A 20,275-nucleotide genomic window follows, 5' to 3' on the forward strand; every position below is an offset into this window, starting at 1 on the left:
CCCACCACAAGGCAGAACTGGGGACTGTCTGAGTGCCCGTTGAAGAACCTGGTCAGCCTGGCGAATCGGTGTTGAGAGTGTGGGAATCCGGATCGTTCTCGGTGTGTCACGCGGGCGCGAGGTAGGCCTTCAGGTACGGCTGTGGTTGTCGAAGCCATGCCACCCTGAAGGCCCTACCGTGTCTTTCTACCTGGTCTGCGGCCAGGCCGCGGCCGCACCCCCGACCCCCGGCGCAGAGCACCAGCCCACGACCCGCCCGCGCCGCTACCCCTCCGATACCACCGACATCGAGTGGCAGCTCATCGCCGCATACCTGCCGGCAGGCGGCACCGGTGACCACGGCGGCCGCCCGGTCGTCTACTCACGACGTGACATCGTCGACGCGATCCGCTACCTCGACCACAACAGCTGCGTCTGGCGGGCACTGCCGGTCGACTTCCCGCCCTGGCCGACCGTGTACCACTACTTTCGGACCTGGACCCGCGACGGTAGTTCCGGTTCACTGATGGTGAGCGGGATCTTGGGAGCAGCCCGGAGCCAGTCAGTGACCAAATGCCTGGCCGGGCAACTCGGCGCGGATCTCGAGGCCCTGCGCAGCTGGAACCGGCAGGATCAGGCCGACAGCGGTTAGCGCTTCGACCAGTCGGCGACCGCTGAGGCCGAGCAATTGCGCCCGCGTCGCAAGGAGAACGCCGAGCTGCGCAGAGCCAGCGAGATCCTCAAAGTGGCGTCCGCGCCGAGTCGGCCGCCGATGAGGGGGTTCCGGGTGACAGGCAGGGGGCCGGTGGGCAAGCTGATCGAACGGGAGACCGCCGGCGGAGCGGCCGTCGGCATGACGACAGCGCCGGCCTCACGGCCTCCGCGGTACTGATACACGCGCATCGGGCGGCAGCTGGTGCTCGACGAGGCGCTCGCCCGTATCGGTGGCCGGTTCGCCCGGATTGAGCCGCGTACCACTGCCCGTGACCTGCTGCTGGCGCTGTTGGCGCCACTGGAGCGCAAGAACTGCTGGTGGCTGGCCGAACATGCCGGTCACGCCACCCCGTACCGGATGCAGCGACTGCTGCGTGACGCGGTCTGGGACCACGACCAGGTACGCGACGACCTGCGCGACTTCGTCTCCGAACACCTCGCCCACCCCGACGCCGTTCTCGTGGTCGACGAGACCGGCTTCCTCAAGAAGGGCACCGCCTCGGCCGGTGTCCAGCGCCAGTACTGCGGCACCGCCGGCCGGATCGAGAACAGCCAGGTCGGAGTGTTCCTGGCCTACGCCTCACCCTTGGGCCGGGCGCTGCTGGATCGCCGTCTTTACGTGCCCCGATCGTGGACCGACGACCCCGACCGATGCACCGTGGCGGGCATCCCGCCCGAGACCGGGTTCGCGACCAAGCCGCTGCTGGCTCTGCGGATGCTCACCGCCGCCCTGGCGGCCGGGATCTCCGCCGGATGGGTGACCGCCGACGAAGCCTACGGCCGTGACCCGCTGCTACGCGCCACGCTGCGCGAACACGGCGTCGGCTACGTGCTGGCCGTCGCCCGCAACCACTACACCCAGGTCACCACCAGGGTGAAGGAACGCGTCGACGTCACCGAATCATGGCTGTCGAGCCTGGCCTGGCAGCGGCGCAGCTGCGGACCCGGCTCCAAAGGTGAGCGCTTCTACGACTGGGCATGGGTGAGCATCCATGACGACGGACCCGGCCTGCACAGCCTCCTGATCCGCCGCAACAGCGTTGGTGAGCTGGCCTTCTACCGCTGCTGGAGCCCTCGACCGGTGCCCCTGGCGACCTTGGTCCGTGTCGCCGGCGCACGATGGGCCGTCGAGGAGACCTTCCAGCAGGCCAAAGGCCAGGTCGGCCTGGATCATTACCAGTGCCGCGGCTGGACTGCTTGGCATCGGTTCACGATCCTGGCGATGCTGGCCCTGGCCGTGCTCACCATCGTCACCGCAGCCAACGCGGCGGCGCCTCCGGCCTCATCGCGATCACCGTGCCCGAAGCCCGCCGATTGATCAACGCGCTCCACCTGAGCATCCGCCACGCTCAGCCAGATCGCGTGATCGCCTGGTCCAGATGGCGACGGCGACACCAAGCCCAAGCCCGCGTCAGCCACTACAAACGGCGCCACCAGCTCGAACTCGGCAGGTCACTAGAAGTGCACCTGCCGTACTAGGGTCTCAGTGGCAGTCGAAGGGATCAGCGAGTGTTCGTACTTGGCGTTTTCAGGGTCACCGAGTTGCCAGGCGGAGTTCTCTACCGCTGGGAGGCCGACGGTGGCAAAACCGCCGCGGGCTTTGCGCTGTTCGAATCTGAAGGTCCGGCAGTCCGACCATGCACCGAGACCGGAGTCATCCAGGGCGACCTGCTGATATTCGGCCCCCGGTTGGCGGTCACCGGGCATGATTCTTTCTCGGATCGAGTCACGGTGGTACGCGTTGCCGGCGCGATCGTCGCGAAGTTCCTGCAACTCGGTGAACCGCCGGAGACGGCGCACAAGTATTACGCGTGAGCTGGCGGCTTATGCCCGGCGCTCCGGAAAGCGTCGCCAACGCCCGGGAGCTTCTACCGGCTGCGTATGAAACCAGTTCGGCCACTGCCCGGTCGAACGGGGTGTCGTCGTGCCCGAAGGTGCCCCACTCGCTGGGGCCTGGTCAGCCCGGGCTCGGCCAGCACCGTTGACGAATGCTAGCCCGGAGACGCGAACGGGGGCCGAGCCTCGCCGAGCGGCGGGGCCTTGGGACTGGTGATGCCGATCGGTGAACGCCGGACAGTGGCGTTGCGGCTGCCTTGTGAATTCGTGCCGCAGGTGGTTGGGCCTGCGTGAATGCAATGGTCCAGGGATTGGGATTCGCGTGAGCGGGGGTCCTAAACATATACAATATATCGATTATCGTCGACATGAGAATTGTCGTGAGTTATTGTAAGCCGACCATACAGCCAGCGGGGGAGACACTGGATGGGTCTGCGACTTCTCGGCCCTGTGGAAATGACGATCGGCGACCGATCGGTGAACCTCGGCGGAGCACGCCAGCGCACCGTCCTGGCCGTCCTGGGACTCAACGCCAACCGCGTCGTGCCGGTGGACCAGCTCATCGACGCCGTCTGGGGCGCGGACCCGCCGACCACCGCACGCAGCCAGATCCAGATCTGCATCTCCGCACTGCGCCGCATCTTCCAGGAGATCGGCCACCCCGAGGCGATCGACACCCGACCACCCGGCTACCTGCTGCAACTCGCCCCCGAACACGTCGACAGCCTCCAGTTCGCCGCCCAGCTGGCCGACGCGCGTCGGCAGGCCGACGCGGGAGCCAAAGCCGAAGCGTCCGCCACCCTCACCGCAGCCCTGGCCCTGTGGCGCGGCGCCGCACTGTCCGGCATCTCCAGCGACCAGGTCCAGCGCGCCGCCACCGTCCTGGAGGACCAGCGCCTCACCGCCGTCGAGGAACGCATCCAACTCGACCTCGAGCTGGGCCGCCACCAGGAAGTGATCCTCGAACTGCGGGCACTCGTGGTCGAACAACCCATGCGGGAACGGCTGCACGCCTACCTGATGCTGGCCCTCTACCGGTGCGGCCGGCAGGCCGACGCGCTCGCCGCGGCCCGCCGGGCCCGGGAGATCCTCGCCGAGGAACTCGGCCTGGACCCGGGCGCGGAGCTGCAGCACCTGGAACGGGCCATCCTGCAGCGCGACCCCTCGCTCGGGCCCACCGACGAGGCGTCACCGGCCGCCGCGCCACCGGCGCCGAGGTGGACACCGCCCCAACCCCGCCAGCCGACTCCGGTCCTACCCCGCCAGCTGCCGGCCAGCATCACCGACTTCGTCGGCCGCGACGACCAGCTCGACCAGATCCGGCAAGTCCTCGGCCGTTCCCCGGACGACGACCGCGACCATCGCGGCATGCCCGTGGTGGTCATCTCGGGCATGGACGGGGTCGGCAAGTCCAGCCTCGCCATCCGCGCAGCCCACGAACTTGGCGAACACTATCCCGACGGTCAGCTGTATGCCGACATGCACACCTGGGACGGCCAGGACCGCAGCGCGGAACTGCTCGCACGGTTCCTGCGCGCGCTCGGCGTCACCGGCTCGGCCATCCCCGACGGCGTCGACGAGCGCGGCGAGCTGTATCGCAGCATGCTGTCGGGCAAGCGGATGCTCGTCGTGCTCGACGACGTCCCACCCGATGTGCCGGTGCTGCCGCTGCTGCCCGGCAGCTCCTCATGCGGGGTGATCATCGCCAGTCGGCTGCGCCTGACCGGCCTGCCCGGGGTCCGGCAGATCGACCTGGACGTCTTCGACCTGCAGCAGTCCCTGCAGATGCTGACCGGCATGGTCGGCCGGGACCGGATCCTCGCCGACCGCGCCGACGCCGCCGAACTGGCCGACCTGTGCGGCGGGCTGCCGCTGGCCCTGCGGATCACCGGCGCGCGGCTGGCGTCGCGCCCGCACTGGCGGCTGGGTGGGCTGGTGCACCGGCTGCGCGACGAGGCCAAGCGCCTGGACGAGTTCACCCATCACGGCCTGGAGTTGCGTTCCAGCATCCGGCTGGCCTACCGGGCGCTGGACGGCAGGGCACAGCGGCTGTTCCGGCTCTGCTCGCTGCTGCGGGCCCCCGATTTTCCGGGCTGGACCGCCGCGGCCCTGCTGGACTGCTCCACGGATGAGGCCGAGGAGATCCTGGAGAGCCTGGTCGACGCGCGCCTGGTCGACATCGTGCAGTACCCGTACACATCGGTGCGCTACCGCCTGCACGACCTGATCCGGGTGTACGCGGCGGAGAAGCTCGGCGAGGAGGAGACCGATCAGGACAGCGCGGCGGCGCTGGCCCGGGTGCTCGGCGGGTGGCTGGCCCTGGCCGAGGCCGCGCATCAGATCGACTACGGCGGCAACTACACCACCCTGCACGGCGGTGCGCAGCGGTGGACCATGCCACGCGAGGAGGCCGCCCGCCAGATCGGCGACCCGGCAGACTGGTGGGAGGCCGAGCGGCGGGCGCTGGCCGTCGCCGTCCGCCAGGCGGCCGAGGCGGGTCTGAGCGAGCTGTGCTGGGACCTGAGCCTGACGATGATCAGCCTGTTCGAGTCCAAGGGCTACTTCGACGACTGGCGCGAGTGCACCAGCCTCGCCTACCAGGCCGCCGAACGCGACGGCAACCGGATCGGCATGGCGGCGATGCGCTACTCGCTGGGCACGCTGTACCTGTTCCAGAGCCGGCTCGCCGAAGCCGACGACTGCTTCGCCACTGCGCTGGAGATGTTCCGGGCGGAGGGGCTGGAGCACGGCTGTGCCCTGGTGCTGCGCAACGCCGCGCACATCGACGGCCTGCGCGGCGACGTCGCGTCGATGCTGGGCAAGTACACGGCCTCGCTGGACATCATGCGCCGGGTCGGTGACCGCATCGGTGAGGCCCACATCATGCGCAACCTGGCCAAGCACCGGATGGACGAGGGCGACTACCAGGGGGCGACCGAACTGCTGGACCAGGCGCTGGTCATCTGCGAGCAGACCGGTTGCCTGCGGGTGCAGGCGCAGGTCCTGCACCGCTTCGCCGAGGTCCACCTGGCGACGGGCCGGCTCGATCTGGCCAAGCCGTGCCTGCACCAGGTGCTGCGTATCGTCCGGGACACCGGCGACCGGATCGGGGAGACCCACGCCCTGTACAGCCTGGGCCTGCTGCGCCACCGGGAAGGCCGGTCCGACGACGCCGAGGTGATCATCGCGCACACCCTGGAGCGGGCCCGCAGCCTCGGCGAGCGTCTGGTCGAGGCGCGCTGCCGGTTCTCGCTCGGCGAGATCGCGTTGGCCACCGGGCGGCCCGAGGCCGGCGCGGCGCACCTGTGGGAGGCCGCGGAACTGTTCGGTCGGCTCGGTTCCACGTTCTGGCAGGAGCGGGCCAACCTGCTGCTGGCGAAGGCGGATCAGCTCGCTCCGCCGGTGGCCGAAGGTGTCGCGGCCTGGGCTGGACTGGCAGGCAACCGGCCGGTCTAGCCGGTGGGTCGGGCTGCCGGCCGGGTCTTGGCGCTCGGCTGCCGGACCGCCCGAGGCCGACATAGCGCTGGGGCCGCCCGCTAAGCGGGCGGCCCCAGCGCTATGTCGGCAAGGCGGTTCAGAAGGTGTCGTCCCGGACGCAGGTGCCCAGCTGGATGCTCCAGTGCGTGTCCGCGGGGCAGATCACCTCTCCCGCCGAGTTCTGACCGGCGTCGGCGCCGCCGGCCAGACCGATGGCGAACGCGGCGGTGAGCGCGGCCGCGGTGACGGCGAACTTGACGGCGATGGCGGCGGCGTTGCGGGTGACAAACATGGTGACTTTCCTCCAGGTGGTGGCTGTGCCGTGGCTTTGTGTCATCACCAAATCGCAGTCCGCTATCGAAGCGGACTTCGAACGCTGTTCCCGGCGGCAAGCCCGTCGATAACTTCCTGAAGGCGCGCCGATAGCGCCGGCACCCACCGTGAGAGTCGCAACCACGACCACGGAGGGAGAGCCCGATGGGCACCTTGTTCGCCCGTTCAGGTCCCGGAGAACTCTGGGGCGGCGCGGCCGACCCGGTCGACACGGTGGCCGTGCAGCTGATGATCGGCGCGACGTCCATCCTGTCGGCCGAGATCTGGGACCGGATCGACAGCCCGCCCGGGCTGCCCGCGCAGCGGCCGGCGTACCGCGCCGCGGTGCTGGCCGCCCTGGCGGCACGGCACCTGCTCGGCCGGGGTGTGGTCACCGCGTCGGTGATCGGCTCCCGCGACGCCGCGCAACTGCACACCACCGTGCTGGCGCGCCACGTGCCCGGCATCAGCCACCTGTCGGTGTACCTCACCGACGGGGCCGCCGGCCCGCAGCGGGCCGCCCGGCACGACACCTCCGACCACGACACCCGGCCCCACCGCGACCTGCTCCACCGGCAGCCGTCGGACCGGCAGGTCTTCGACGCGCAGCTGGTCGAGGAACTGGAACTGGCCGGCATCGTGCTGGCCCCGGCGGCCTCGCCCGCGGAGTCGGCGTTCGGCGCGAACCTGATCGTCATCACCGATCCGGTCGGCTACGCCGCCGGTGACCCACCCGCGGCCATGCACCTGGCCAAGGGCGCGCTGCTGGTCAACGTGTCCGGTCAGGACCTGCCGCCGGCCGTGCTCGCACAGGTCAACCAGGTGTTCGTCGACGACCTCACGCTGCCCGACACCACCGCAGGCCTCGGCCCGACGACCGACACCGTCCGCCGCCATCACCGGGGCGCGCACCGCATCGCCGGTGATCTGCGCCAGGTCGTGCTCGGCGAGAACGCCGGCCGCGCCGACCCGGACCAGGTGCTGCTGGTCGAGCTGCTCAGCAGCCGCACCGCAGCCGCCGGCCCTGCGCACCCTGCCGACGGCGCGCCGGCGCACCCCGGCGCGGCGAACCCGCCCCACCAGCCCGCCCCGGCAACGCCGCCGGTGGCCCCGAGGAAAGGACCCCACATGTCCCACGAGGCCGAGATCCGGCAGTTCATCGTCACCACCTTCGCCCCCGACGTCCCCGCCGAGCAGCTCCAGGCAGACCTGGACCTGCTCGACAACGGGCTGGTCGACAGCCTCGGGCTGCTGCGGCTCATCGCCTGGGTCGCCGACCGCTACCACATCGCCGTCGAGGACCAGAACATCTCGCCCGCCCAGTTCAGCTCGGTGGCCTCGATCGCCGCATTCGTCGAGGAGGCCCACAGCCTCGTCTGACCCACCCCCGTACCGCCAGGTGCACCAACCCACCATCCGACCGCGCCGCCCACCGAACCCGGCGCGGACACAGAAAGGAATACGAACATGATCGTCAAGGCCAGGACCGAGGTTCCCGCCGTCGACTGGGGCAACGGCACCAGCTTCCGGCTGCTCGTCGCCAAGGACAACATGGGCTTCGCCGTTGCCCACACGGTGGTGAAGGCCGGCTCGAAGTCGCCGCTGCAGTACCGCAACCACCTTGAGGCCTGCTACTGCATCTCCGGCCGCGGACAGGTGATCTCCGACGGCGTCACCCACGAAATCGAGCCCGGCGTCATCTACGCCCTCGACCAGCACGACGAGCACTTCCTGATCGCCGACCCGGACGCCGACATGGAACTGATCAGCGTGTTCAACCCGCCGCTGCAGGGCCACGAGCGGCACAACCTCGACGCCGACGGCTACTCCGAGTACTGAACCGCCTCCGGCGCGGGCGGGCGGGGAGCGCACCCCGCCCGCCGCCCCGGCCCCGCACACCTGCCACACCGTCGTATAGGAGGACCCATGAACAGCTATTTCACGATCTCCGAGGAGGTCGCCGACGCGCTGGCCTACGGCCGACCGGTGGTGGCCCTGGAATCGTCCGGCGTCGTGCACGGCCTGAGCTACCCGCTCAACCTGCAGACCGCACTGGACATCGACAAGACCATCCGGGCCGGCGGCGCGACCCCCGCCCGCACCGGCATCGTCGACGGCAAGTTCGTCATCGGCATGTCCGACGAGCAGGTCGAACTGTTCGCGACCACCCCGGACATCCCGAAGGTCAGCACCCGCGACATCGGCTCCGTGCTGGCCGGCCGCGGACACGGCGGCACCACCGTCTCGGCCGCCCTCGTCGCGGCCGGGCAGGTCGGCATCGAAGTGTTCGCGGTGGCAGGCATCGGCGGCGTGCACTTCGGCGCCACCCGCAGCCTCGACATCTCCGCCGACCTGGTCGAGTTCACCCGCCACCGCATCGCCGTGGTCTGCGCCGGCGCCAAGTCCCTGCTCGACCCCGCGCTGACCATGGAATACCTGGAGACCCTCGGGGTGCCCGTGGTCGGCTACCGCTGCGACGACTTCCCCGCCTACTACAGCGTCTCCAGCGGCGTACGCAATCCCCGCCGCGTCGAGGACCTCACCGAACTCGCCGAAGCGATCCGGCTGCACTGGCAGGTCGGCAACCAGGGCGGATTCCTGGTCACCCATCCGATCAGCGAACTGGACGCGCTGCCCTCGGCGGAGGTCTACGCGCTGATCAGCGAGGTCCAGGCCGAGGCCGAAGCGGCCGGCGTGCACGGACCCGCGATGACCCCGTACATCCTCAGCCGGGTCTCCGCGGCCACCCGCGGCCGCACCTCCGCAGCCAACCGGTCGGTGCTGCTGTCCACCAGCGCCCTGGCCGCAGAGGTCGCCTGCGCCCTGCGGGAGCAGCCATGACCACCGCGATCCTGTTCGACGTCGACGGCACCCTGGTCGACACCCCCGCCGCGATGACCAAGGTGCTGCGCACCGTCGTCGCCGAGCACGGCCGCACCGCCGCCGACGACCGGCTGCGTGCCACCGTCGGCCGCCCGCTGGCCGCGTCCCTGGCCGGGCTGCTGGACCTGCCCGCCGACCACCCCGCCGTCGCACAGGCCGCCGACCGGGCCCGGGAACTGTTCACCCAGACCGTCATCCCGTCCGCGTCCCGGCTGGTCTTTCCCGGCGTACCCGAACTGCTCGCCGCGCTGCGCGAACGCGGCCACCCGCTGGCCGTCGTCACCAGCAAGGTACGGCCCAGCGCCATCGAACTGCTGGATGCCGCCGGGCTGCTCGACGCCTTCGACACCCTTGCCTGCCACGGCATGACCGAGCGCGGCAAGCCGCACCCCGACCTGGCCCTGCTCGCCGCTGCCGCCCTGGACACCGCCCCGGCCGACTGCATCGTCGTCGGCGACGCCGTCGACGACGTGCGCATGGCCAACGCCGCCGGCATGCGCCCGATCGGTGTCAGCACCGGCGTCGCCACCCGCGCCGAGCTGGTCCTGGCCGGCGCCCGCGCGGTCTACGCCGGCCCGGCCGCACTCGGCCCGGCACTGCTCGACGCGCCCACCGCCCGCCCCTTCGACCTCACCCCGAGGTGACCCGATCATGACCTCTCTCAAGCGGACCGGGGCCGTCGCCAAGCCGACGTCGCCCGCCGCGACCCTGACCATCCTGGCGATCGCGCAGTTCCTCATCGCCCTGGACTACTCCATCGTCTACATCGCCCTGCCCAACATCGGCGCCGAGTTCGACCTGTCCGAAAGCTCCATCCAGTGGGTGGTCAGCGGGTACGCGGTCTTCTTCGCCGGCTTCCTGGTCGTCGGCGGCCGGGCCTCGGACCGGTTCGGGCCCCGCAACCTGTTCATCGCGGCGATGGCCGTGTTCGGCGTCGCCGCCCTCGCCGGCGGCCTGGCCACCGCCCCCGCACTGCTGCTGATCGCCCGCGCCGTGCAGGGCGTCGCCGCGGCGGCACTGCAACCGGCGATCATCGCCCTGATCAACACGTCGTTCCCGGCCGGCCCCGCCCGCAACCGCGCGCTCGGCGTATGGGGCACCGTCGGCGCATCCGGCCTGGCCACCGGCGTGGTCATCGGCGGCCTGCTCAGCACCGTGTCCTGGCGCTGGGTGTTCCTGATCAACCTGCCGCTCGCCCTCATCTGTGCGATCGGCGCCGTGCGGTGGCTTTCCCGCGGCCGCGGCACCACGGCCACGGCCAGCCAGCTGAACGTGCCCAGTGCGATCCTGTGCACCGGCACCGTGCTGTCCACCGCACTCGCCCTGACCTGGGCGTCCAGCAACGGGTGGGGCTACGGCGGCACGCAGGCCGCCTTCGCCGTCGCGGCCGTGCTGCTGGCCGGGTTCGTGCTGCGCGAACGCGCCAGCGCCCACCCGCTGGTCGACCCGCTGCTGCGGCGCACCCGGTCGCTGCTGGTCGGCTGCGGCAGCACCGCGCTGTACATGGCCAGCGTCGGCAACCAGTTCTTCGTCCTGACCATGCTGCTGCAGCAGCTGCGCGGCTACGGCCCGATCGCGGCGGGCATGGCGTTCCTGCCGATGGCCGCGGCGATCACCGTCGCGAACTCGGTCGCGGCCCGGATCGTGGCCGCCCTCGGCGTCCGGGCGACCCTGTGCCTGGCCTTCGTCGGCAACGCCGTGGGCCTGGGCCTGCTGGCCGTGCAGGTGCACGGCGAAAGCTACCTGCTGCACCTGCTGCCCGGGCTGCTGATCACCGGCTTCGCGCACGGCATCACGTACGTGTCGATGTTCATCGCCGGCACCGCCGACATCGACGACCGCAACCAGGGCGTCGGCAGCGCACTGATGACGACCGCGCAGTACATGAGCGGCGCCCTCGGCGTCGCCGTGCTCGTGCTGGTCCTCGGCGTCGACCCCGGACCCGGCGACTTCGGGGCCGCGTTCGTCACCACCGCCGTGGCCGCCGCCGCGGGCGCTGCCCTGGCCTGGTTCGGCCTGCCCCGCCGCGCACCGGCCGGCCCCGGCAGCCCGGCGGGCACCAGCCACGACACCCCGCTCGCCGACAGCGAGCCGACCGCCGGCGCCGAGCCGCGGGTCGGCGCGGGCACGGCCGGCGACCGGAGCCGGCCGTGAGGGCCGCGGCCTGGGTCGCGCAGCTCGGCGTGCTGGTCGTGCACAACGACCCCGTCGTCGAGGCGGAGCTGTCGCGCCGCGCACCGGCCGGGGTCAGCGTGCACGCCGCCCGCTTCGAAAGCCCCACCAGCACCGGCGCCGAATACACCCACGAGACCTGGCAGCACCTGATCGCCCACCCCGACATCCGCCGCGGGCTGACCCAGCTCGGCCAGATGGACCTGACCGCGATCTGCCTGTGCTTCGCCTCGGCGAGCTTCTTCGGCGGCCTGGAGTTCGACCGCGGCTTCGCCGCCGCGGCCGGCGAACTCGCCAGCGGCACCCCGGTCTACACCGCCGGGGAGGCGATCCGCGCCGGGCTCAACGAGCTCGGCATACGCCGCCCGCTGGTGGTGGCCCCGCCGTGGTTCACCGCGCCGACGTTCGCCGCCGCCGAGCGCTACCTGGCCGAAGCGGGCCACGAGGTGGCGGGCCTGGTCCACTACCAGCTCGGCGCCGGCTGGGACACGGTGCAGCGGCACCGGCTGTTCGACCAGGGCGGCCGCTGGGCGGTCGACCCGGACGAGGTCAGCCGGCACGTGGCCGCCGCATTCCCGCCCGACGCCGACGGGGTGCTGATCCCCGGCAGCGGCTTTCGCTCCTGGGACGCGGTGGCCGCGCTGGAACGGCAACTGGACGTCCCCGTGGTCACCTCCAACCAGGCCTGCCTGCGCCGGCTGCTCAGCATCGCCGGCCTGCACGACACCGTCCCCGGCGGCGGCCGCCTGGTCGACGCGCACCCCTGACCCGCCCACCACCGCCCACCCTCAGCGACCCGAACAGGAGAAAACCGTGCCCACGCCATCATTCTGTGCCGCCTTCGCCGACCAGGTCGGCGCCACACCCGACGCCCCGGCCCTGGCCACCGACAGCGACATCGTCACCTACCGGCAACTGCAGAACCGGGTCCTGCTCGCCCGGCAGGCGCTGACCGCACTGCGCATCGACCCGCAGCTGCCGGTCTGCATCCCGGCCGTGAAGACCCCCGACACCATCGCGCTGCTGATCGCCGCGTTCGCGGCAGGCCGCCGGGTGCTGCTGCCCTCGGCGTCACTGGGCGCCGAGGCGCTGACCCGGCTGTGCGCGCTCGTCGGCTGCGCGGACATCCTCGACAGCACCGACGGCCGCGTCACGGCCCGGCCCAGCGGCGCCCCCGGCCGGCCGCTGCCCGGCACCGGCCTGCTGCTGACCACATCCGGATCGACGGGCACACCGAAGGTCGTCGAACTGTCCACCGACGGCGTCGACGCGTTCCTGGACTGGACGGCGATGACCTTCGACATCGCGCCCGGCGCGCGGGTGCTCAACTACGCACCCCTCAACTTCGACCTGTGCCTGCTCGACGTGTGGGCCGCACTCGCCGCCGGCGCGTGCGCGCAGCTGGTGGACCCGGAACGAGCCGCCGACCCGGCATGGCTGGCGGCGTTCTGCCGGGACCGGCAGCCGACCGTGGTGCAGGCGGTCCCGCTGTTCTTCCGGCTGGTGACCGAGGGCGGCGACCGCTTCCCCGGCGTACGCGACGTGCTGCTCACCGGCGACGTCGTGCCACCGGCCCTGCTGGACCGGATCGTCGAGGCGTTCCCCAACGCCCGACTGTGGAACGTCTACGGCTGCACCGAGACCAACGACAGCTTCCTGTACCACGTCGACCCCGAGCAGGTACGCGCCCACGGTGCGATGCCGATCGGGCACCCGATCACCGGCGTCGAGACCACCGTCGTCGACGCCGACGGCGCCGAGCTCACCGGCGCCGGCACCGGCGAACTCGTCGTACGGACCCCGTTCCGGGCCCGCGGATACCTCGGCACCGACAACGGGCGCTGGCACGACGGCTGGTTCCGCACCGGCGACCTGGTCCGGCGCGACGAGTCCGGGCTGGTCTTCCTCGAAGGCCGCAACGACCACCAGGTCAAGGTCCGCGGCGTGCGAACCAACCTGCAGGAGGTCGAGCAGGTCGTGCTCGCCCACCCGGAGGTCGTCGAAGCCGCCGTGATCGCCGTGCCGGACCAGCACGCCGGCAACATCCTGCACGCGGTGGTCCGGGCCCGGACCGCGTCGGCGGTCAACGGGCTGCACCTGCGGGTGCACTGCGCCGCCGCCCTGCCCCGCACCGCCATACCCGGCTCGTTCGAACTGGTCGACGAGGCCCTGCCCCGGACCTCGACCGGCAAGGTCGACCGCAACGTCCTGCGCCAGCGCCGCGGCCGTGCCGCGCACGCGGCCGCCGAAGGGAGCTGACCACCATGATCACCTGGAATGAGGAGCAGCGCGACCTGCGCGCCCTGGCCGAGGAGCTCGGCGAGGCCGCGGGCAAGGACCACCTCGAACGCGACGCGCACCGCGAGTTCGGCACCGCGGCATGGCAGACGGTCCGCGAGACCGGCCTGCTGGGCCTGCCCTTCGACGAGCGCTGGGGCGGCCTCGGCCAGGACCTGCTCACCACGATGTACGTCCTGGAAGGGCTCGGCTACGCCTGCCGAGACGGCGGATTCAGCTTCTCGGTGTCCACCCACCTGGTCAGCACCGGCGTGCCGCTGCAACGCTTCGGCTCCACCGACCTCAAGGACCGCTACCTCACCAGGGTCTGCGACGGATCGATCATCGGCGCGCACGCGATCAGCGAACCGTCCGGCGGCTCCGACGTGATGGCGATGCGCACCACCGCCGTACGCGACGGCGCCGACTACGTCCTCAACGGCAGCAAGGCGTTCGTCACCAACGGCCCCATCGCCGACGTCATCGTGGTCTACGCGCTGACCGGAAAACGCGGCAGCCCCGCCGCGCTGACCGCGTTCCTCGTCGAGCGCAACACACCTGGCCTGGTCGTCGGACCGCCCGTCACCAAGATGGGCCTGAGCACCTCACCGTTCTGCGAGCTGTTCCTCGACGACTGCCGGGTTCCGGCAGCCAACGTCATCGGCTCGCTCGGCGCCGGCTACCTCGTCATGGACCACGTCATGAAGTGGGAGATCCTCTGCTCGTTCATCATCAACGTCGGCGAGATGCAGCACCGGCTGGAGCGCTCGATCGACTACGCCCGCACCCGCGAGCAGTTCGGCCAGAAGATCGGCAGCTTCCAGTCGGTGTCCAACCGCATCGCCGACATGCACATCAGCGTGAACAACGCCCGCAAATGGCTGTATGACACCGGCCAGCGGCTCGGCAACGGTGAGAACGTCACCGTCGACATCGCCGCCAGCAAGCTGATCGCCAGCGAAGGCAACCTGGCCTCCGCGCTGTCCGCCGTCCAGATCTTCGGCGGCTACGGCTACACCACCGAGTACGGCCTGGAGAAGGACCTGCGCGACGCCGTCGCCGGGACCATCTACTCCGGCACCTCCGACATCCAGCGCCAGCGCATCGCCAAGATGCTCGGCCTATGAGGCCGTCCCCACCCCGCTCCGCCCTCATCGACCAGCCCTACCTCGGGAGGAAACCACCATGCCGACCCAAGCCGTCGACACCGCCCTGCTCCAGACCACCGAGTTCCTCGACTACGACTCCGACGTCGTGCGTGATTTCGTCGCCCGGGCACTGCCCGGCGGCGGCACGGACCTGACCCCGATCGAGAAGGCCGTCGCGCTCTACTACGCCGTGCGCGACGGCATCCACTACGAGGTGTACGGCGCCGACCTGTCCCGCCACGGACTGCGGGCCAGCTCCACGATCACCCGCGGCACCGGCTTCTGCGTGCACAAGTCCATCGTGTACGCCGCCGCGGTGCGCTCGGTCGGCGTGCCCAGCCGCATCTACTACGGCGACGTGCGCAACCACCTCGCCTCGCCCCGCCTCGAGGAGCTGATGGGCGGCAACATCTTCACCTTCCACAGCCTGACCACCGTGTACCTCGACGGACGCTGGGTGCGCGCCACGCCGGTCTTCAACAAGCTGCTCTGCCACCTCTACAAGATCAAGCCGCTGGAGTTCGACGGACGCACCGACTCGATGTACCACCCGTACGACGAGGACGGCCGCCGGCACATGGAGTTCCTGCACGAGCACGGCGAATTCGACGACGTGCCCTACGACATGGTCGTCGGCGGCATCCGCACCGCCCACCCCAAGCTGTTCGCCGGCGAGCACACCACCGCCCGCGGCTCCCTGATCGCCGATGCCGCCGCCCCGGGAGGTGGGTGGTGAACCCGTTGAAGTCCAGCACGGCGCCGCCGGGGCGGGCACCGAACCGACGCGAGCACGCCGACCTGGAACTGGTCGTACCCGCGTTCAACGAGGCCGCCCGGCTGCCCGCGACGCTCGCCGCGGTGACCGGCTTCCTGTCGGCAAAGCCCTGGCACACCCGCGTCGTCGTCGTCGACAACGGCAGCACCGACGACACCGCCACCATCGTCGACGCTCTTGGCTGGGACGTGGAGGTGGTCGTCGTCGGCTGCTCCCGGCCCGGCAAGGGTGCGGCAGTGCGCCGCGGCATCGCCGGCAGCAACGCCCGGTTCGTCGGCTTCATCGACGCCGACCTGTCCACCCCGGTGCCGACCCTCAACCGGGCCGTCGCCGAACTCGAAGCCGGCGCCACCGCCGCGATCGCGTCCCGCCACGCACCCGGCGCCGAACTGACCCACCCGCAGCCGCTGCTGCGGCGGCTCGGCGGGTCGGTGTTCCGGCTACTGGCCCGCCGGCTCGTGCCCGGCATCCACGACACCCAGTGCGGCTTCAAGATCTTCGACCGGGTCGCGGTCCAGCAGGCGCTGCACCGCTGCCAGGTCAACGGATTCGCCTTCGACGTGGAACTGCTACGCCAGCTGCGCCGCGCCGGCGGCCGCATCGCCGAGATCCCCGTCACCTGGACCGACGACGCACGCTCGACGTTCCGCCCGCTGCGCGACGGCCGGGCCGCGTTCACCGACCTGCTGCGCCTCTACCGGGCCGACCGGCTCGGCACCAGCCAGGCAGGTGCCCGATGAACACCCCACACCCCATCCCGCGCAGCCCCCGGCGGGTGCTCGTGCTCAGCCGGTACGACATCGGGCACCCGCACGCCGGCGACGTCGAGCACTACCTGCACGAGATCACCCGGCGCTGGGCCGCCGACGGCTGCGAGGTGACCTGGTCGACGACCCGGACACCGGGCCTGAGCGCCGAGCAGACCATCGCCGGCGTACGGATCCTGCGCTCGCTCAGCCCGCTGGGCGCCCTCACCCGCCTGGTCGGCGAAGGCGCCCGGTTCGACGCCATCCTCGACGGCGGCGACCACGGAGCAGTGATACCGCTGGTCACCGGCCAGTCCGTGCCGGTGGTGCCGGTGGTGCACCGGATCCGCCGACGCCCCGCCGGGCGCCTGCGCCGGCTGATCACCGGGCCGGTGTCCCGCTGGAACCGCCCCGACCAGGCCGTGGTGGTGCTGTCCCCGTCGGCACGGCACGACCTGCGGCACCGGCACCGCTTCGGCGGCCCGATCTTCGTCGTCCCGCCCGGTACGCCACCGTCCGCGGGGTCCGGTGTGGACCCGGCCCGGTCCCCGGCGCCGACGATCGTCGTCGACGTGGACCTGGTCGCCGAGCAGCGCATCGACCTGCTGCTCAAAGCCGTGCCGCAGGTCGCCTCGGCGGTGCCGGGCCTGCGCGTCGAGATTCTCGGCGACGGCCCCGAACTCGCCGCACTGCGCGACCGGGCCGCGACCTCACTGGCGACGGTGACCCTGCACGGCCGGGTCACCGACGCCGAAAGGGACGCCTGGCTGCGCCGCGCCTGGCTGACCGTGTCCACCGCCACCGGCACCGCCTGCGGCTGCCCGCTGCTGGCCGCCGCCGCATACGGCGTACCCGGCGTGGCGCTGCAGGCACCCGGCACCCGGGACTTCCTGCGGGCCGGGCGGACCGGACACCTCGTCGACTCCCCGGACGACCTGCCCGCAGCACTGATCGAGCAGCTGACGGCACTGGCCGACCCCGCGACCGTCCGACGGGCCGCGCAGGCATGCCGGACCTGGGCCGGCTGCTTCACCTGGCAGCGCAGCGCCGCGCTGCTGGCCGGGGTCGTCGAACACCAGATCCGCGCGCACCACACCGGCACGGCCCGCCGCCGCTCGGCCCGCTCCGACATCGCCACCCTGGTGCGCCTGCCCGCGGGCGCGCACGTGCCGGTCGGCGCACTGCGCCCGACCGACGAGGTCGCCACCACCGACGGGCAGGTCAACGTGATGCTCAACGGCTGCGACGAGCACGACGCGCTCGGCGTGCTGGCCCGCCTGGGCGTCACCGACGCCGGGCACCGCCTGGCCGGGCACGACGACCTGCTCATCGGACCGCATCCGCTGCCCCCGCTACTGGCCGGGCCATCCGCCCGGCGTACCCGACCCCGACCCCCGATCCGGGAACAGGAGCCGGCCGCACCGTCGCTGCCGCGCGACCCGAGCCCGATCCCCGCCAACCGCCGCCCACTCACCTTCAAGAGAGGCTGACCATGTACACCACAGAAACCCCGTCCACCCGCCCGAGCCGTCGGCTCGTCATCGGCACCGCGATCGCGGTGGTCCTCAGCGCCATCGTGCTGGCACTGATCGCCGAGGCCGTGTTCACCCACGACGCCTACTGGGTCCAGCGCTGGACCGTCGACCTCAAGGTCTACCTGGCCAGCGGCCTGGCCGTGCGCGACGGCACCTCCCTGTACGACGTGGTGATCCAGTCACCGCTGTACGGCCCGATGCCGTACCTGTACCCGCCGCTGACCGCGATCCTGTTCTTCGTCCCGCTGTCGTTCCTGCCCATCGGCGCGGCGAGCTTCGTGTGGAACGCGGTCTCGCTGGTCGCGCTCGGCGCGGTGGCGTGGCTGTCGCTGCGGATCGCCGGAGTCCGCGACCCGCGGGTGCACGCCGTGCTGACCGTCGTCGTGCTCGCCCTGGCGACCTGGCTGCTGCCGGTGCGGATCCAGCTGATCGCCGGACAGATCAACATGTTCTTGCTCCTGCTGGTGCTGCTCGACTTCCGCGGCTACACCGGCCGCTGGCGGGGCATCGGCATCGGCATCGCCGCCGGCCTGAAGATCACCCCGCTGATCTTCATCGGGTACCTGGTCGTCACCCGCCAGTGGCGGGCCGCCGGCACCGCGCTCGGGGCGTTCCTCGCGACGGTCGCGGCCGGGTTCGTGCTGATGCCGGGCGACTCGGCGACCTACTGGGGCGGCCTGGTCCTGCACTCCTCCCGCGCCGGCGGCGTCTTCGACACCCCGAACCAGTCGCTGTCCGGGGCGATGGCCCGCGCGATGTCGGTCGAGCAGTTCGCGAACTGGTGGCTCGTCGTGCTGGCCGTGGTCGCGGTCGCGGGTCTGGCCGTGGCCCGTTACGTGCACCAGCAGGGCTCGGACTTCCTGGGCTTCTCGGCCGCGGCCATCACCGGCCTGCTGGTCTCGCCGGTGAGCTGGGAGCACCACTGGGTGTACGTGATCCCGCTGCTGATCTGGCTGGCGGTCCGGGCGTACCAGAAGCGTTCGGTGGGCCTGGCGGTGACGACGGCGCTGCTGGTCACGGCGTTCACGGTGCGGATCTTCTCGCTGCTGGGCATCCAGGAGTCGCCACCCGCGCCGATGGCGCTGGCAGCCTGGGAGCAGGTGATCGGCGCGATGTTCCCGCTGACCGGTCTGCTGCTGCTCATCGTCGGCCCGTTCTGGGTGCGCCGTAACCTGCCTGCCCCGGCGGTGACGCCGGCGGTGGCCACGGCCGCCCCGGTCCGCGAACCGGTGCAGGCCCTGGCGGGCTGAGCCGTACCGGTGCCGCGGGGGACGACGTCCTGGCGTCCCCCGCGGCACCGGTGTGCGTGGCGACTGGTTCGTGGCACACGGATGCCGCGAACCACGGTGTTCAGGCCGGTGGGGGAGCGGTGCTGCCTCGCACGACCAGCTCGGTGGGCAGCACGACGTGCTCGGCGGCGACGATGCGCCCGGCGCGGGTGTCCTCGATCGCGGCGTTGAGCGCCTCGGCGGCGACCCGGCCCTTGGCCACGACATCCTGGCGGACGGTGGTCAACGCCGGCCGGATCTGCGTCGCCAGCGGACTGTCGTCGAAGCCGACGATCGAAAGCTGCGCCGGGACGCTGATACCGAGCTCCTCGGCGACCTGCAGCGCACCGTAGGCGACCGCATCGGAAAAGCACAGGATGGCGGTGGGGCGGTCGGGGCGGTCCAGCAGCAGCCGGGCCCCCGCCTTCGCCAGCTCCAGCACGGATCCGTCCTGGCGGGCCATCAGCGGCACGATCCCGGCCGCGTCGAGCGCGTCGCGCCAGCCGAGCAGCCGCTGCGCCGACGCGTGCCCGTCGACGGTCACGTCTTCCGGTCCGATCAGCCCGTGCCTGCCGTGCACGCCCGACATCAGCAGGCCGATCCGGCGGTGGCCGAGGTCGATCAGGTGCTGGGCGGCGGCGCGGGCCCCGGCACGGTCGTCCACGTTGACCGCGGCGATGCCGTCGACCGGGGTCTGGTCGATGTAGACCAGCGGCAGGCGCCGGCGCGTGAGGTACTGCACGGCCAGCGACGTCGGATCGCAGGAGTAGATCAGCGCGCCGTCGATGGCGACGTCGCGCGCGGGAACGACCTCGCCGTCATCGGACGAGGTCAGCAAGGTGAGCGCCAGACCGGTCGGGCCGAGCTGCTCGGCGATCGCGCCGAGGAAGCTGGTGGCGACCGGGTCGGTGAACGCGAAGCGCAGCGAGGAGGTCAGCACGATCCCGACCGCGCCCGTGGTGCCCTTGGCCAGGGCACGGGCGGTGGGGTCGGGCCCGACGTAGCCGACCTCCTGGGCGGCGGCGAGGATCCGTTCGCGCAGCGAGGCGGAGAGCTGGTCCGGTTTCGAGAACGCGTTCGACACGGTCATCCGGCTCACGCCGACACGGTCGGCGATCGTCTGCAGGGTCACCCGTGCCGCCACGTCACCGCC

17 protein-coding genes and 1 pseudogene are annotated in these 20,275 nt (G+C 71.6%); 16 read left to right on the forward strand and 2 right to left on the reverse strand.

Going from position 1 to position 20,275, the window contains the following annotated elements:
- Positions 1 to 178 precede the first annotated feature (178 nt).
- The 4 genes and pseudogenes from HAV39_RS13675 to HAV39_RS13690 all read left to right on the forward strand — a co-directional run bounded on the left by HAV39_RS13675 (position 179) and on the right by HAV39_RS13690 (position 5,985).
- Entirely contained in the window at positions 179 to 631 is a 453-nt protein-coding gene (locus HAV39_RS13675) for a transposase (RefSeq protein ID WP_191839597.1), read from the forward strand.
- A gap of 261 nt (positions 632 to 892) precedes the next feature.
- Positions 893 to 2,172, forward strand: a pseudogene (locus tag HAV39_RS13680) (IS701 family transposase).
- 30 nt (positions 2,173 to 2,202) lie between these two features.
- Positions 2,203 to 2,508 (forward strand): hypothetical protein, encoded by a 306-nt coding sequence (locus HAV39_RS13685; protein WP_191839598.1) that lies wholly within the window; start codon positions 2,203 to 2,205, stop codon positions 2,506 to 2,508.
- Positions 2,509 to 2,955: 447 nt separating this feature from the next.
- Positions 2,956 to 5,985 carry an AfsR/SARP family transcriptional regulator gene (locus HAV39_RS13690; protein ID WP_191839599.1) on the forward strand — a complete coding sequence of 1,010 codons (3,030 nt, stop codon included), beginning with the start codon at positions 2,956 to 2,958 and terminating at the stop codon, positions 5,983 to 5,985.
- Positions 5,986 to 6,103: 118 nt separating this feature from the next.
- Here the strand turns inward: HAV39_RS13690 and HAV39_RS13695 are convergent, their stop codons facing one another.
- Complete coding sequence (locus HAV39_RS13695; RefSeq protein ID WP_191839600.1) at positions 6,104 to 6,298, reverse strand: hypothetical protein; 195 nt, start codon at positions 6,296 to 6,298, stop codon at positions 6,104 to 6,106.
- 185 nt (positions 6,299 to 6,483) lie between these two features.
- Between HAV39_RS13695 and HAV39_RS42215 the strand changes: the two genes are divergently transcribed.
- The 12 genes from HAV39_RS42215 (at position 6,484) to HAV39_RS13755 (ending at position 19,104) form a co-directional block, all read left to right on the forward strand.
- A complete protein-coding gene (locus tag HAV39_RS42215) occupies positions 6,484 to 7,698 on the forward strand; it encodes an acyl carrier protein (RefSeq protein ID WP_203736284.1) in 1,215 nt (404 codons plus the stop codon).
- 87 nt (positions 7,699 to 7,785) lie between these two features.
- Complete coding sequence (locus HAV39_RS13705) at positions 7,786 to 8,157, forward strand: ectoine synthase (RefSeq protein ID WP_191839601.1); 372 nt, start codon at positions 7,786 to 7,788, stop codon at positions 8,155 to 8,157.
- 87 nt (positions 8,158 to 8,244) lie between these two features.
- Positions 8,245 to 9,159, forward strand: coding sequence for a pseudouridine-5'-phosphate glycosidase (locus HAV39_RS13710; RefSeq protein WP_191839602.1), 915 nt, complete (start codon positions 8,245 to 8,247; stop codon positions 9,157 to 9,159).
- On the forward strand, positions 9,156 to 9,845 hold the full coding sequence (locus HAV39_RS13715) for an HAD family hydrolase (protein WP_191839603.1): 690 nt from the start codon (positions 9,156 to 9,158) through the stop codon (positions 9,843 to 9,845). The genes HAV39_RS13710 and HAV39_RS13715 overlap by 4 nt, the downstream gene beginning before the upstream one ends.
- A 7-nt stretch (positions 9,846 to 9,852) precedes the next feature.
- Positions 9,853 to 11,355, forward strand: a complete 1,503-nt coding sequence (locus HAV39_RS13720) for an MFS transporter (RefSeq protein ID WP_191839604.1) — start codon at positions 9,853 to 9,855, stop codon at positions 11,353 to 11,355.
- A complete protein-coding gene (locus tag HAV39_RS13725) occupies positions 11,352 to 12,140 on the forward strand; it encodes a maleate cis-trans isomerase family protein (RefSeq protein ID WP_191839605.1) in 789 nt (262 codons plus the stop codon). Before HAV39_RS13720 ends, HAV39_RS13725 begins: the two co-directional genes overlap by 4 nt.
- A gap of 46 nt (positions 12,141 to 12,186) precedes the next feature.
- Positions 12,187 to 13,632, forward strand: coding sequence for an AMP-binding protein (locus tag HAV39_RS13730; protein ID WP_191839606.1), 1,446 nt, complete (start codon positions 12,187 to 12,189; stop codon positions 13,630 to 13,632).
- 5 nt (positions 13,633 to 13,637) lie between these two features.
- Positions 13,638 to 14,777, forward strand: coding sequence for an acyl-CoA dehydrogenase family protein (locus HAV39_RS13735; RefSeq protein WP_191839607.1), 1,140 nt, complete (start codon positions 13,638 to 13,640; stop codon positions 14,775 to 14,777).
- A gap of 58 nt (positions 14,778 to 14,835) precedes the next feature.
- A complete protein-coding gene (locus HAV39_RS13740) occupies positions 14,836 to 15,534 on the forward strand; it encodes a transglutaminase-like domain-containing protein (protein ID WP_191839608.1) in 699 nt (232 codons plus the stop codon).
- Entirely contained in the window at positions 15,531 to 16,313 is a 783-nt protein-coding gene (locus HAV39_RS13745; RefSeq protein WP_203736283.1) for a glycosyltransferase, read from the forward strand. Before HAV39_RS13740 ends, HAV39_RS13745 begins: the two co-directional genes overlap by 4 nt.
- Positions 16,310 to 17,809: a glycosyltransferase family 4 protein gene (locus HAV39_RS13750; protein ID WP_191839609.1), complete on the forward strand. Its 1,500-nt coding sequence runs from the start codon at positions 16,310 to 16,312 to the stop codon at positions 17,807 to 17,809. Before HAV39_RS13745 ends, HAV39_RS13750 begins: the two co-directional genes overlap by 4 nt.
- Before the next feature lie 2 nt (positions 17,810 to 17,811).
- Positions 17,812 to 19,104, forward strand: a complete 1,293-nt coding sequence (locus HAV39_RS13755; RefSeq protein WP_191839610.1) for a glycosyltransferase 87 family protein — start codon at positions 17,812 to 17,814, stop codon at positions 19,102 to 19,104.
- Between the two features lie 100 nt (positions 19,105 to 19,204).
- Here the strand turns inward: HAV39_RS13755 and HAV39_RS13760 are convergent, their stop codons facing one another.
- A complete protein-coding gene (locus tag HAV39_RS13760) occupies positions 19,205 to 20,254 on the reverse strand; it encodes a LacI family DNA-binding transcriptional regulator (RefSeq protein ID WP_239120627.1) in 1,050 nt (349 codons plus the stop codon).
- Positions 20,255 to 20,275: the final 21 nt, after the last annotated feature.

The organism is Catellatospora chokoriensis, from assembly GCF_011297315.1.
GTDB classification, from domain to species: domain Bacteria; phylum Actinomycetota; class Actinomycetes; order Mycobacteriales; family Micromonosporaceae; genus Catellatospora; species Catellatospora citrea.